This window comes from Porticoccus sp., assembly GCF_965660005.1.
Lineage (GTDB): Bacteria > Pseudomonadota > Gammaproteobacteria > Pseudomonadales > Porticoccaceae > Porticoccus.
Genome location: NZ_CBFHYF010000006.1, coordinates 49,102 through 63,386, shown reverse-complemented (window position 1 = coordinate 63,386; position 14,285 = coordinate 49,102). Strand labels below are relative to the sequence as shown.

Genomic DNA, 14,285 nt, shown 5'->3' with positions numbered 1-14,285 from the left:
ATATACAACCGCTCAGCACCGCACTGTTCAGCTTTATGGATGCGCAAGAGGCAGCTATAACCCTCGACAGGTTTTTCAGGTTGCCATCCGAGCTAAACCCCACAAACTCAGACCGCGAGCACGAAAACGCCTATTCGTGTGCCACAGAACCGCTAAAGTCGATTGTCCTGAGCAACGTTTGCTTCAGCTATCCCGATAAGCCAGTCATCAAAAACAAATCGCTCGGCCTCGAACAGGGCAATATTTATCTGTGGAAAGGTGAAAATGGCGCTGGCAAATCCACCATGGCCCGAATTCTGCTGGGCCATTTAACGCCCAGTGCCGGTGAGCTGTGTATTAACGGTGCGCCAACACCCTGGCCGGAACTATCCCTTTGGCGGCATCAAACAGCCTTGATTGATCAGCATGTGACCCTGTTCGGCGGCACGATCAAAGACAATGTACTGTTCGGCCACCCTACGGCAGAACAGCAATGGAGTGACGGCGACCCCGAACTGAAACGGCAGTTGTTACCGGTGCAGAAGGACCCGGAAAACTATCAGGTTGGCGAATGTGGCGGTGCGTTATCGGGGGGAGAAGCCCGGCGAATTGCACTGCTCCGCGAGCTCTACACGAACCATACGCTGCTGGTTCTCGACGAGCCCACCAATCACCTCGATCGCACATCCATCAATTTACTAAAGCGTACTATCGCGCAGTTAAAAGATGACAAAATTATCATTATCATCAGCCACCTTGACGAATTTGATGACATTGCCGATCAGACCATAAAGTTCACACCATGCTGACAACGCTATCTATTGAAGAGCTTTCACTAAAACTCTGTCTGGCTGAGGATGCGGTCACTGCAGGCGAGCTACAGGATGCCTGGGATCAGACGATCGTCATCGATACCATGAGTTTCGGTATTATGCGCCTGTCGCCACTGATCCATCACCAGACACAGCGCTTTGGTCTGTCATCAATCCACCAGGCTCGTCTCAAAATACTTTATCAATACTGGTGGATAGCGTATCAACATCGCACCCATCAGTTAGAAAAAGTAGTCAACCTGTTTGCGCAGCAGGCTATACCTGTCATGGCTTTGAAGGGGGTCGGCCTGGCTGACTACTACCCCCAACGGACCCTGCGGTCGATGGCCGACATGGATCTTTTGGTGGCCCGAGAACACCATGCTCGCGCGCTGAAGTTGCTACTGCAGAATGGTTGGGCGCATGAGTATGCCGACTTGAAGAGGAAAGGCACCGTTCATCGCTTTTTTGGCCTGGATCCGAACCACGGTGTCCAACTTGTTCACCCCCAGAGTGATGTGAAGCTCGATCTGCACCGTCGCCTGGGCAGCTATACATCCGACCGGCTTACGCAACTGGCTTGGGCCCAACCAGCACATTCAGCAGCAACCGGATTGTTAAAACCGGCCAGACCCATCGAGCTATTCATGGTGGTTCTGCATGCGGTCATGGGTAACTTCGAGGACAACCTGAACTGGCTTGTCGACCTAGCTAAGATGTCGAAAAGCCTTACGGCACAGGATTGGCAGGAAGCACACGAACTTGCAATTGCCGAGAAGAAAGAAACGCTTTTTTTGGCCGGCATCAACATTGCCGTCAATTACGGCATCGACCTACCACAGACCATCACCACAGCCGCCGAAAACAGCCCTTCTCGAGGCCGGATTCCGAGGTTTTCCGACGCCAAACCACTCTCGGCCAAATGGATTAAAGAGACTATCGCTGTGCGCTACACGGTGATATGTCACCGTTTTCCAGATCGTCCAACCTACCGCCGTATAGCGGGTTTTTTTGCCGCGACAGTCGTTCTAACATTGGTTTATCTGGTTTTTATGGCTATCCCCAAACCGGCACCTCAAACAAGTAAAAGGGATCGATAATAGTGATTGCCTCCGCCATTGTTTTTGACAGCTTTGAATCAGACCTCCCCGCCGACGGCAATGCAGGCCAATGGCGGCTGGTAACCGACGGTGTGATGGGAGGCTTATCGGAAGGCACTCTGACTCGTGAAACCATCGGCAACCGTCTGGCACTGCGCATCCACGGCCGGGTGAGCCTCGAGAATAACGGCGGGTTTCTGCAGATGGCACTGGATTTATCCGCCGACCAAACAGCCGTGGACGGTAGCGCGTGGCAGGGCATCGAACTGGATGTCTGTGGTCCGGTGGAAGAATATGCCGTTCACCTGAGAACCACCGAACTGAGCAGACCCTGGCAGTCTTACCGGCAGACCTTCAAGGTCAAACCGGAGTGGCAAACGCTCAGGCTATCATTCAATAACTTTGTTGCCCACCGCACCGAGATACCGCTTAATCTCGACAAACTGAAACGGATAGGCCTTGTGGCTATCGGGCGTGAATTCGAGGTGGATCTGGCGCTGTCGGGCCTGCGGTTTTACTGACCGGAAAATCCGGCTGAAAACCCAGGCTCAGAGCCTTTCAAAGGTTGCCAGCGGTGCCATTTCGGCATGTATCAACACCAGTATTTTGTCATCAAGACGGTAGCTGGCCGTCGACCTCAATACCTGCAGGAACTCCATTTCGGGGGTTGAATCGGGACAGGCTTTGCGGGTGCCGGCCATTTGGGAAAAATGCAATTTGCCACCTTCACCAAAGACCGCATTCCCGACCAGATTATTGCAGCCGCTGAAGCCGGTGACTCTGCCGTCCTCTTTCTCAAAGGCCAACCAGGCCGACTCCGACGATGTCACCGGTTTTCCCAGCAGTTCGGTCAGCTGCCATTTAGGGGCATCAAAAATAGCCACTGGCGTGTGATCGGGTAAGGCAATTTGTTTCTTCAGCACATATTGATCCGCCAGATCACCGCTGATCCGTTGGCCCTGCTTGTCCAGTTGAATCAGCTGGTGTTCTCCAACCTGATACTGAACCGGGCCATCGGAAAGCCCCTGCAGACGAATTCCCGTGCCCGCCTCATTCCAGCGGAAGGTGCCGGAATTCTTGAAGACCTGATCGTCTTTGCCCAGGTAGCGGGTTGTCAGGCTGAAGGTATTATCCTTGTGCAAAACAAGGTTGGTTTCGATTCCCGGGCAATCCGCACAGGGCAACACCCTCGCATAGCTGCCCTGCCACGTCAATGAATTGGAACTGTTATGGCCGGTCGCCGGTTGATTTATCGCTGGCTCACTGGTCCTGGATGAATCAGGTGTCGATTCTTCCGGGTCTGACTCGGCGGTACAGCCGCCCAGCAGAATCAACAATACCGTCACCAATGTGGCGAAACGGTCGCAAGAATTAAGTAACCTCATGGATTAAGCCCTCTTGTCCATAGTAGCAGCTATGCTCATTGAGTCGTGACAAAGGATCATACCGTCTACCACTGGTCTCCCGCCATCTCAGCAATTGGCTGAACAAAAAATTCCTTAACATGATTGCGTACACGACTAGCAAGATCGGTATTTACGCTGGGGCACAAATACTCTCCGATCCGAACAGGTTTCAGGTAGATCGAATATTACTTTTTGTATGCAGTATCGGATTGATCGTTCAGGCCAATTACCACTGATAGCGAGACATACGTCACAAAATCACCGGAAAGCCTCAATATAACGAAAACAGGCCCGGTATCAGGCTGTTTTAGCGTATTAATGTACCCAATTAAGTGACAGCCGAAATCCGGCTGTGCTAGCCTGATAGGAACTGTCCCGTCAGGTGCAATTGCGGTTAGCGTCGAGTAAATATTCAGCCATTCATGGCGGTGCGCCTCTGCCATTAAAACTATAAGAAAAGGTTACAGGCTATGGGTAATCAGTTGATTTCGGCTTTGGAAATACCCTTGAACCACGACCTGTTTCTGGTCAACCAGTTGCGGGAGTTGAGCGGAACGCTTGAGGATACTGTCGGCGTGGAAGATGCGTCAGGCTTTATCAGTATCGTCGGGCAAAATATCGGTGACTGGATCAACGGTGAATATCGCAGGGGGCTTGGTGTAGAGCAACTTGATCTCGACCAGATGACCAGCACCCTGGTAGATCTGAAACGCCGTATTGGTGGCGATTTTTACGTCATATCCGTCGATAGGGAAAAAATCGTGTTGGGCAATCGGCGCTGCCCCTTCGGCGATAAAGTCATTGATCGGAGCTCTCTCTGCATGATGACGTCCAATGTGTTCGGTACGATAGCAGCGGAAAATCTGGGCTACGCCAAGGTGACATTGGAAGAAACCATTGCCGCCGGCGATGACGGCTGCGTGGTAGTCATTCATCTTGCCAGAAATGGTAGCAGTGAATCGGTGGACGGACGAGAAAACTACAAGTCATAGCGAGGCTCAATAGATGGATGTCTCAGGCTTCGTCAAAATTGCCAACGGTTTTCCGGAGGCACTGATTCTGCTCAATAAAGACGGGGAAATTCTCGCGCTGAACAATCATGCCGGGGTGTTTCTCAGCAAACACTTTCCCCAGGTAAAACAGCAGCATTCCCTGCAACACTATGTCCTCAACACCGAGGATCAGTTAAAACAGATTCTCCGCACCTGGTCGAGAAGCAACTCGCCCCTACCTTCAACGCTAAAATGGAACTCTCATGCGCTGAAGTCGTGGACTTTTCAAGGATTTCTGTTTGAACCGGCCACTGACACGGAATCCGCAAAAATGGTTCTCCGCTGTATTCCTGCAGCACATAATCGTAACGAATTCACAGCACTGAATAAGGAACTCGAGAAAACCCAGGCCAGCCTGCGAAAACTCCTCGAAACACGCGAAGCATTTGAACAGCAGTCTCAACTGGCGGCTGTCACATTGAGCAGTATCGCTGATGCAGTCATCACCACCTGCGTCGAGGGCAAGGTGATGTCGCTGAACCCGGTTGCGGAAAAATTGACGGGCTGGAGCAGCGACGAATGCAGAGGAAAGCCCTCGGCAAGTGTTTTCAATATTATCGATGAAGACAGCCGTATCTCCTGCCACGATCCTGTGATTCATTCCCTGCAAATGAACAAACTCATTGCATTGAACAACCATACAACTTTGATCTCACAAACCGGCACTGAATATGTCATTGAGTTTTCTGTGTCGCCCATCAGAAACAAATCCGGGGAAGTACTGGGTGCCGTGGTGGTTTTTCATGACGTGACAGCAGACCGGCTGGCCCGACGCCAGCTCCAGTACCTGGCCCAACACGATATGCTGACCGGGCTGCATAACCGTTTTTATTTTGAACAGGAATTATCGCGTCTGATCAACATAGCCCATCGCGGTAAAACCACTTTTGCCCTGCTGTATATAGATCTTGACCAGTTCAAGATAGTCAATGATACCGCCGGTCACGGGGTGGGCGACTCCCTACTGATTGAAGTTGCCAAACTTTTTGGCGCCCGGTTGCGGTCCGGCGATATTCTGGCTCGTTTGGGTGGCGATGAATTTGGCATTTTGTTGCAGAACGTCAACACTGAGGAGTTGCATAACGTTGTCACTTCCTACCAGAGCACACTTTCCAGTTTTATCTATACATGGGGTGACCAGCAATTCAATGTTTTCTCCAGTATGGGTGTCACCCTGATTGATGATCATACTGCCAGCAAGGCCGAAGTATTGAGACAGGCTGACATCGCCTGTTATGTGGCAAAAAATAACGGCAGGAACCAGTACCATTTTTATAATGATGCCACCGATAACAAAATGCAGGATATTGGTGAGTTCACCCTGCTGAATAAAATCAATGATGCGCTGCTCAAAAACCAGTTTAAATTGTTGTTCCAGCCCATTACCTACGCTGACGGCAGCTCACTGGACTATTTCGAGACACTGCTGAGATTGCCCGACCACGACCAACTGATTACCCCCAATATCTTTATTCCTGTCGCCAAACGCAACTCAATGATGCTGAAGATCGATATGTGGGTGATGGAAAAGGTGGTCAGCATGATTGAAAGCAACCACTACCCGGGATACACCTTCTCGGTCAACATCTCCGGCTCTTCTATCAACAATAACGAGATATCTTCATTTCTGGTGACAAAAATAAAAAATAATAACGCCATCGCCGATGCCATGATTATCGAAATTACTGAAACGGAGGCGATTACACATATTGAGGGCGCAGCAGGCTTTATGAATGAGCTGAAGCAATATGGTGTGAAGTTTGCGCTGGATGATTTTGGAACCGGTTTTTCTTCCTTTGCATACCTCAAATACTTGCCTGCAGACCTGATTAAAATCGATGGAATTTTTGTCAGAGATATCGACAAAGACCCTGCCGATCTCGCTATGGTGAGGTCAATCAATCATATCGCCCATTCCCTCGGCAAACAGACCATCGCCGAATTTGTAGAAAATGCAGAAATTCAGGCACTGCTTCAGGACATGGGTGTTGATTTTATCCAGGGTTATCATATCGGCAAACCCGGTGAGCTGAAGGATACACCCCAGCCACCGAAAACAGCCCGTTCTGGCGGTTTCGCTCACCTATCCCGGCCACCTCAAGACCAATGATTGATTATTTATTGCTCTGTGCCGTGGCGTTTGGTGCGGCCACCCTGCTGCCGTTTTATTCCGAGATACTGTTGGTTGCCCAACTCCGGGACGGGCTAGACCCGCTGCTGTTGTGGTTGTTTGCAACCACCGGAAACACCCTGGGTGCGGGGGTTAACTGGTGGATCGGGCTGCGCCTGGGGGACTACTCGGAACGCCGCTGGTTGACGTCCCGCAAGGCGGATATAGCGCGGGCGCAAAACTGGTTCAACCGCTACGGAAAATGGAGCCTGCTGATGACCTGGCTACCGATCGGTGGCGATGCCCTGACGGTGGTCGGCGGGCTGATGAAAGTCCCCGCCAGCACTTTTTTTATTCTGGTGGCCACAGGAAAAGGCCTGCGATATGCGGTACTGATCATGGGCTATCTGGCTATTTAAAGAAGAGGTCAGGGTAATAATCGACAGAATGACCAGCAATTAGTTTACTGGCACACCACAGCATTTCGGCCCTTTCGCTTCGCAGCGTAGAGCGCCATATCTGCCCGCAAAAAAAGGGCGTCAACAGTTTCACCAGGATTATGCGCCAGCACACCGAAACTGGCCGTGACGCTTTTAACCTCACCGTAATCACCACTCGCCACTAGTGCGCGAATCTTTTCCGCTGTCTGTGCGGCAGCTTTGACCGATGTGTGTGGCAGGACGATCAGGAACTCCTCGCCGCCCCAGCGACCGGCGGTATCATTGGCACGAATGCATTACCGCAGTATGTCGGAAAAGACCACCAGCGCTGCATCACCCATGTGATGTCCGAAAGTGTCATTGATCATCTTGAAATCATCAATATCTGCCATGATGACGCAAAATTCCTTGCCGTAACGGTTATGGCGGATAATCTCTTCGTCCAGCACCTGATCGAGTTTGGCGCGGTTGAACAACCCGGTCAGTTTGTCCGTAATCGCCAGATGCATGAGTTCTCTGTTTCGATCTTCAAGCTCTACGGTGATGGTTTCGATGAAGTGAATGAGCTGGGAAACCACACGAATGTGCTGATCCTTGTACAGATCGGGTTTGTCTGCCGGGCTGGTTTTGGCTGTCTGATCGGTGGTGATAACCGCCACCGGCTGTTTCGGCTCGCCTTCCCGCATGCTCACCACCAACATGGTGGAGTTGTAATGACTGATGTGACTGCCCTGCCCGAGGAACTCACCGTAGGTATAGAAACCGGCTGTTGGTGCAACCTCTTCAAATGGCAACGTTTCCATTTCAACATCATTTTGCATCAGGAAACGTCTGCAGGCACAGGTATAGAGAAAAATTGCCTCGGGTCGAAATTCACTCAGTTCATCACGGGTATGTTTGGCATGGGCAATAATCTCCTTGGGATCACCGTAGCCAATACGAAATTTATCGCCAGGCATGATATCGGCAATGAAATGTATACCGCCGTCTTCGGTGACTTTCATGGGCATGCGGCCAAGCAGTTCGTTATCGCGTTCGATCAGAAACGGGAATTCGAGTGAATTGAGAAAAAACTGCTGATCGTTCTTGATACCCAGATAACCGCTATACACATCGTAGGCAGGTCTGCCATCAATCTCGGTGGCAACCCTGTCGCCTTTGGTGGCGGTAATGGTCATTTCTTTGGTCAACGGCATCCAGCCTGAATACGTGTATTCCTTGATGAACAGGTCATCACTGATCAGGGCAACCACCACCGCACCCCGATCAATGGTCTGGTGGTTGGCCATCACCAGACTGTGTTCCATCACGGCATAATCGCCCGCACCACCACCAAACAGCGGAAAATCAAGCCCACCAGACGCCAACTCATCCAACAGTCTGCTGACATTGATTGACAGGGGTGTCGCGAGAAAAAGCACACCGCAAATCTGTTGCTCCTGCTTGAGCAACTGGTGTCGCAGGTTTTCCCCAAGCACCAGCTCTTCCCCGGGGAGACAGGTATCGGCAACGACCCGCAGAGTGGTTTTTTCAAAGACCGAGATGGAAAACACCGTGCTATTGGTCAGCGTTTTTCCATGAGCAATCTCGCCATCTTTGGTAGCGCCCATGACAACCGCCTCCGACATGACGTTCAGCACGACATGGCAGACGTGGTCTATCCACTCCGGGTTATCGGAGGAAAAGAACAGCTGCACCAGAATGGATGAAGGAGTGACAGCCCGATCTTTCTGGAAATCCTCGAAAAAACCTTCCAGCTCGGACTGGAATTCGGGGATCGTCTTTACCACACCAATATACTGCTTCGTGGCTCAAGCATATACCCGATGAATCACCGGTAACAGAGAAACGGCCTGCTCCGCAGGCCGTCTGACTTGAAATACGCCCTCATGAGCGCAATGCACCCAGTAGTTTATCTACTGTCTCCTTGGCATCGCCAAACAGCATCCGGGCGTTGTCCTTGTAAAACAGCGGGTTTTCGACACCGGAATAACCTGTTGCCATACCGCGTTTCAGGATCACCACCTGACGGGATTTCCAGACTTCAAGAACAGGCATACCCGCAATCGGACTAGCCGGATCTTCGGCAGCGGCCGGGTTGACGGTGTCATTGGCGCCAATCACCAGCACCACGTCTGTTGAAGGAAAGTCTTCGTTGATTTCATCCATCTCCAGCACAATGTCATAGGGAACGTGAGCCTCTGCCAGCAACACATTCATGTGCCCCGGCAATCGACCGGCCACCGGATGGATACCAAACCGCACGGTGACGCCTCTCTCGCGCAACAGCTTGGTGATGTCGCCCACCGCATTCTGCGCCTGGGCGACTGCCATACCGTAGCCGGGAACGATGATCACAGAATCCGATGACAGCAATTCCTCGGTAAGCTCATCGATGGAGGTTTCCTGGATACTTTCATCCCCCGTAGCCGCACTGATGCTACTGGTGGTTTGACCAAAGCCACCGAGAATCACGCTGATAAAGGAGCGATTCATGGCACGGCACATAATGTAACTGAGGATGGCACCACTGCTGCCCACCAGAGCACCGGTCACGATCAACAGGTCATTGCCCAGCATGAAACCGATTGAGGCTGCTGCCCAACCCGAATAGCTGTTGAGCATGGAGACCACCACCGGCATATCGGCTCCGCCGATCGCCATGATCAGGTGAATCCCCAGCACACTGGCAATAATGGTCATGATAACCAGCGCCAGCAACCCGGCCCAGTGGTTATCGGCACCGACGAACATGACACCCAGTACTACCGTAACGGCCAGCGCCACCAGATTCATCAGGTGACGACCCGGCAGCGTCAATGCCTTGCTGGACACACGACCATCCAGTTTGCCGCAGGCGATCAGCGAGCCGGTAAAAGTCACCGCACCGATGAAAATTCCGAGAAATATCTCGATCAACTTGATGGTGTGCTCTGCACCGTGGGTTACGATCAACGGTTCAATGTAACCGGAGAACCCCACCAATACGGCAGCCAAACCGACAAAACTGTGCAACAGCGCCACCAATTGCGGCATCTGAGTCATTTCGACCCGATTGGCGAGAAAAATGCCAATGATGCTACCGAGCACAATCGAAATCAGAATGGCAATCATGTCGCCCGTGCCGACATTGGCTATGGTGACGCCAACCGCAATCAGAATCCCGGCCACACCAAAATAGTTACCACGACGGGCGGATTCCTGATGACTCAAACCACCGAGGCTGAGAATGAATAAAACACTGGCCACAACGTAGGCCACACTGACGATTCCTGAACTCATGGTGTGCCCTCCTATCGACGAAACATTTTCAGCATGCGGTGGGTGACCCGAAAGCCGCCGGCCACATTGATGGTTGCAATCAGCACGGCGATAAAGGCCATGATGCCAACTGCACCGGTTTCAGACTGAGCCAGATGCAGCAATGCGCCAATCACGATAATACCGCTGATCGCATTGGTCACACTCATCAGGGGGGTGTGCAGGGACGCCGTCACATTCCAGATCACCTGCCAGCCAATAAAACAGGCCAGTACAAACACCGTAAAATGGCTGAGAAAGCTGGTGGGAGCATAGGCACCAATGCCCAACAGGGCCAGCACGGTGACAGCCAGCAGCACGCCTTTGCCCAGCCATCGGCCAATCACCGAGGGCTCTTTTTTGACCTCTTTATCTTTGCGTGACGGCTCTTCAGTACTGGGTGTCGGCGCAGCATTCACTGACACCTCGACTTTTGGTGGCGGCCAGGTAATTTCGCCCTGGTGGACGACCGTGAGTCCGCGAACCACCGTATCCTCCATGTTAACGCTGGGTTGACCATCCTTTTCCGGCGTCAGATCGTTCACCAGATGCGTCAGATTGCTGGCATAGAGATCACTGGACACCTTTGCCATACGACTGGGCAGGTCGGTATAGCCGATGATGGACACATCGTGGTGTACGGCCACCTTGCCTGGCTCGGTGAGTTCACAGTTGCCGCCCCGCTCCGAGGCCAGATCGACGATGACACTGCCCGGCTTCATCGAGGCCACCATCTCGGCGGTAATCAGTTTCGGGGCGGGACGACCGGGAATCAACGCGGTGGTGATAATGATATCCACCTCTTTTGCCTGCTCGGCAAACAGGGCCATCTCGGCCTTGATGAACTCATCGCTCATCTGCTTGGCATAACCACCGCCACCGCTGCCATCTTCATCGCCAAAATCCAGTTCCAGGAATTCGGCCCCCATGCTCTCCACCTGCTCCTTCACCTCCAGACGGGTATCAAACGCACGTACGATGGCACCCATACTGTTGGCGGTGCCCACTGCAGCAAGACCCGCCACCCCGGCACCGATCACCATGACCTTGGCGGGAGGCACCTTGCCAGCTGCCGTCACCTGACCGGTGAAAAAGCGCCCGAAGTGATTGGCTGCCTCGATGACGGCACGATAACCGGCAATGTTGGCCATGGCACTCAGGGCATCCATCTTCTGTGCGCGACTGATCCGGGGCAGGCTGTCGATAGCAAACACCGTAGCCCCTTTTGCCGCCAATTTCTCCAGCAGCTCGGGGGTTTGTGCAGGCCAGATATAGCTTGCGAGGCAAGCGCCCTGCTTCATCAGGTCAACTTCATGCCTGTCGAGCATGGGGTTATACATGGGAGCACGCACTTTCAGGATAAAATCTGCCTGACTCCAGAGTGCAGGGGCATCCACAACAATGGCAGCACCGGCACTGGTATAGGCCTCATCATCATAATGTGCCGGCTCGCCGGCCCCTGACTGAACCAACACCTCGTAGCCGAGCTTTAGCAACTTTTGAACGGAGGCGGGGGTGGCGGCAACGCGCCTTTCATCGGGATAAATTTCTTTCGGAATACCTATTTTTATCATTCGCCTACTCTCCAGGCCTGAGCACCAGATGTCTGGTGCGCTGATCGAAACATGTGAACCCTGGCTGCGGGCTCACTCTCATTTCAGCTGATCACGTCAGTTTCACAATAAATTTGACTACCATGCCGAGTTTGATGATTCAACGACTCGCCCGATACGACCGGGTGGAGTTAGGATGCTACGCCAATTTTAACTTCCATGCCTCTTTTCGTGGGCTTAGCATAACCCATTAACAGATAGTATTCTGCAAAGTGGCTGATAGGGAATTTTGATGGGTATCGACCTGAAACCGCTGCGTGAACGTGACGATACAGCCAATCAAAGCAACCGATCGCGAAACATAAAATAAACCGCCCCCATCAGACATAACCCGGCCCACAGGTAATCAAGCTTGAGGGGCTCTTTCAGGTACATGACTGAAAACGGGACAAAAACACTCAGCGTGATCACTTCCTGAATAACCTTCAGCTGACCGACATTCAGCATCGTGTAGCCGATACGATTGGCCGGTACCTGAAACAGATATTCCAGCAGTGCGATACCCCAGCTGAGAAGGGCCGCGATTACCCAGGGTTTGTGATTGAACGCCTTGAGGTGGGCATACCAGGCAAAGGTCATAAAGACATTGCTGCAGATCAGCAGTGCTATGGAGAGTAGAACAGGGTGCATGACCACAAAACCAGAAGCCTGTTTTTAGCCGACGTTATTGCCAACCTCCGTTCAGGGCTGACCAAACAGCTTTTTCAGCAGTGAAGTGGTTTGCTTGGCCGGGTTCTCGCGAATTGCCGCCTCTTCTTTGGCCAGGTAATAAAAGATGCCATCCATGCCACCGTTTATCGTGTAGTCCGTCAAATCGGCTTTGAGATCGGGGACAAAAGGCAGGGTCTGGTATTTGCTGGCAATCGCATCATAAGTCTGCAATGCTCCCACCTCAGCGAGACTGGCTTCAATCACCGGGCGCATTTCCTCGGCGAGAGGGCCACGCATTTTTTCACTAAAATAGCGGGTAGCAGCGTCTTCTGGGCTGCTGTAGATCTTTTTCGCATCATCGATAGTCATGGCACTGATGGCATCGAGAAACATCGCCTTGGCTTTGGGGGTAGCGGCTTCGGCAGCCCGGTTCAGTTTCACTTCAAGCTCCTGCAGACTGGCGCCCATACCCACCTGCTCAAGCACACCTTTGGCCTGCTGCAGTTGTGGCGGCAATGGAATATGAATCGCCTCGTCGAGGTAGAACCCGTCCTGAGCACCCAATTGTGAAACCACATTACCGGCACCCACACGCAGAGCTTCTTTAAGTCCAGCGGCAATCTCATCGGTGGATAGATCAGTCAAGCCACCGACCGATGCAGCGGCTTCTGTCGTGTTTCCCGTATTGCCACCGAGCAGTTCCTTGCCGGCATCCCACCAACTGGCCGCACTGACAGACAATGGCGCAATTGCCAATACACAGCTCAGAAAAACGGTATTTTTGTCCATGACACATCTCCATCCAAAGTAATCACAGGCGATCAGATTAGCACGCTGCCCCATCCAGTGTTACCGGATTTTGGTGTCGACCATAGGGTCAGAAAATCCCAGCCAAAACGTGGGCCACGCAGGTATCGCAACTACTGATCCCGGGAGTCCCCTGCAACACCGTATTGCTTGATACGGTTAGAATGGAGACGCCGATTTTTGAAACAATGTTAAAATTTACTGAACGAAAAATCCCTGGCTACAACACCGCCAGCCCATGGCCGGTTTCCAATTTGACTCGCCATTCCCCTCGGCTGCGGTAAACCCATCCCTGTATTTCCACTCGCTGGCCTTGCAAACTGTTCAGCTGTTTTGTCTCAAAGCGATGGCGGTGTTCCGGATAAATCATCACATTGATCACATCATCCAGAATGAGCCGCCAGTGGCTACCGGTCTGAACGGCTGTTACGGTGCCCTGCAATCGCTTGAAACCCCCGTCTTGCACTTCTATGGCGAGGACGGGGGCAATACCGGCACCACTCCAGAGTCCCCGCTGTTGCTTGACAGCCAGCTGCTCGGCACGGGCGAAACAATCCGCCAGCGTCAAGTTGGGCGGCACCGCCACATGGTAGGCCAGCCCCTGTTCCAGCAGGGTTTGTTCAAGACTGTCTCCTAGCTCATTGAACAGGTGGCCCAGTATTCGACCATAGCGATCACGGGTTTGCCGGTCCGTTAACAGATGTAATTCCGAGGCAGCCCTGATCAGGCTGCGCAACCTGTCACGGGCCTCGGTGGCAAACGGCTGACCCGGTTGTCCATCGCGGCCCGGTTCTGTGGCATTGATACCGATTAATCGAACTTTGCGGCCATCGCCCAGTTTGACGGTATCGCCGTCATAGACATGAGTGACAGCAACCTTCTCCAGCGGGGCGAAAGGCTGGCAGCGTAGATCAGCCCTGGCGGGCCCACCGGCGACAAACAGCCAGACAACAAAAAACGCGCTTTGGCATATCATCCAGAGCGCGCATCGGTTGCCTCGAAAGGCAGACATATT

12 protein-coding genes and 1 pseudogene are annotated in these 14,285 nt (G+C 52.5%); 6 read left to right on the top strand and 7 right to left on the bottom strand.

Annotated elements, in window-relative coordinates:
* The 3 genes from ACTF5G_RS02955 to ACTF5G_RS02945 form a co-directional block, all read left to right on the top strand.
* On the top strand, positions 1 to 788 hold a 788-nt coding region (locus ACTF5G_RS02955), incomplete at its 5' end, for an ATP-binding cassette domain-containing protein (RefSeq protein WP_438951329.1).
* On the top strand, positions 782 to 1,891 hold the full coding sequence (locus ACTF5G_RS02950; protein WP_438951328.1) for a nucleotidyltransferase family protein: 1,110 nt from the start codon (positions 782 to 784) through the stop codon (positions 1,889 to 1,891). The genes ACTF5G_RS02955 and ACTF5G_RS02950, both read left to right, overlap by 7 nt.
* 2 nt (positions 1,892 to 1,893) lie before the next feature.
* The gene (locus ACTF5G_RS02945; RefSeq protein ID WP_438951327.1) at positions 1,894 to 2,412 is read left to right on the top strand and encodes a CIA30 family protein; all 519 of its coding nucleotides are present in this window, start codon (positions 1,894 to 1,896) and stop codon (positions 2,410 to 2,412) included.
* 27 nt (positions 2,413 to 2,439) lie between these two features.
* Here the strand turns inward: ACTF5G_RS02945 and ACTF5G_RS02940 are convergent, their stop codons facing one another.
* Positions 2,440 to 3,276 (bottom strand): copper resistance protein NlpE N-terminal domain-containing protein, encoded by an 837-nt coding sequence (locus tag ACTF5G_RS02940; protein ID WP_438951326.1) that lies wholly within the window; start codon positions 3,274 to 3,276, stop codon positions 2,440 to 2,442.
* 491 nt (positions 3,277 to 3,767) lie between these two features.
* Between ACTF5G_RS02940 and ACTF5G_RS02935 the strand changes: the two genes are divergently transcribed.
* The 3 genes from ACTF5G_RS02935 to ACTF5G_RS02925 are packed head-to-tail and all read left to right on the top strand — an operon-like array spanning position 3,768 to position 6,878.
* Positions 3,768 to 4,289, top strand: coding sequence for a methanogen output domain 1-containing protein (locus ACTF5G_RS02935; protein WP_438951325.1), 522 nt, complete (start codon positions 3,768 to 3,770; stop codon positions 4,287 to 4,289).
* 13 nt (positions 4,290 to 4,302) lie between these two features.
* Positions 4,303 to 6,459, top strand: coding sequence for an EAL domain-containing protein (locus tag ACTF5G_RS02930; RefSeq protein WP_438951324.1), 2,157 nt, complete (start codon positions 4,303 to 4,305; stop codon positions 6,457 to 6,459).
* Entirely contained in the window at positions 6,456 to 6,878 is a 423-nt protein-coding gene (locus tag ACTF5G_RS02925) for a YqaA family protein (protein ID WP_438951323.1), read from the top strand. Before ACTF5G_RS02930 ends, ACTF5G_RS02925 begins: the two co-directional genes overlap by 4 nt.
* A 44-nt stretch (positions 6,879 to 6,922) precedes the next feature.
* Here the strand turns inward: ACTF5G_RS02925 and ACTF5G_RS02920 are convergent.
* The 6 genes and pseudogenes from ACTF5G_RS02920 to ACTF5G_RS02895 all read right to left on the bottom strand — a co-directional run bounded on the left by ACTF5G_RS02920 (position 6,923) and on the right by ACTF5G_RS02895 (position 14,282).
* Positions 6,923 to 8,596 (bottom strand): annotated as a pseudogene (locus ACTF5G_RS02920) (sensor domain-containing diguanylate cyclase).
* A gap of 190 nt (positions 8,597 to 8,786) precedes the next feature.
* Positions 8,787 to 10,181, bottom strand: coding sequence for a Re/Si-specific NAD(P)(+) transhydrogenase subunit beta (pntB, locus tag ACTF5G_RS02915; protein ID WP_438951322.1), 1,395 nt, complete (start codon positions 10,179 to 10,181; stop codon positions 8,787 to 8,789).
* Between the two features lie 11 nt (positions 10,182 to 10,192).
* Entirely contained in the window at positions 10,193 to 11,773 is a 1,581-nt protein-coding gene (locus tag ACTF5G_RS02910; RefSeq protein ID WP_438951321.1) for a Re/Si-specific NAD(P)(+) transhydrogenase subunit alpha, read from the bottom strand.
* A gap of 318 nt (positions 11,774 to 12,091) precedes the next feature.
* On the bottom strand, positions 12,092 to 12,442 hold the full coding sequence (locus ACTF5G_RS02905) for a DMT family protein (protein WP_438951320.1): 351 nt from the start codon (positions 12,440 to 12,442) through the stop codon (positions 12,092 to 12,094).
* Positions 12,443 to 12,493: 51 nt separating this feature from the next.
* A complete protein-coding gene (locus tag ACTF5G_RS02900; protein ID WP_438951319.1) occupies positions 12,494 to 13,252 on the bottom strand; it encodes a DUF4197 domain-containing protein in 759 nt (252 codons plus the stop codon).
* A 238-nt stretch (positions 13,253 to 13,490) separates the two neighbouring features.
* Entirely contained in the window at positions 13,491 to 14,282 is a 792-nt protein-coding gene (locus ACTF5G_RS02895; protein ID WP_438951318.1) for a thermonuclease family protein, read from the bottom strand.
* Between the last annotated feature and the right edge of the window lie 3 nt (positions 14,283 to 14,285).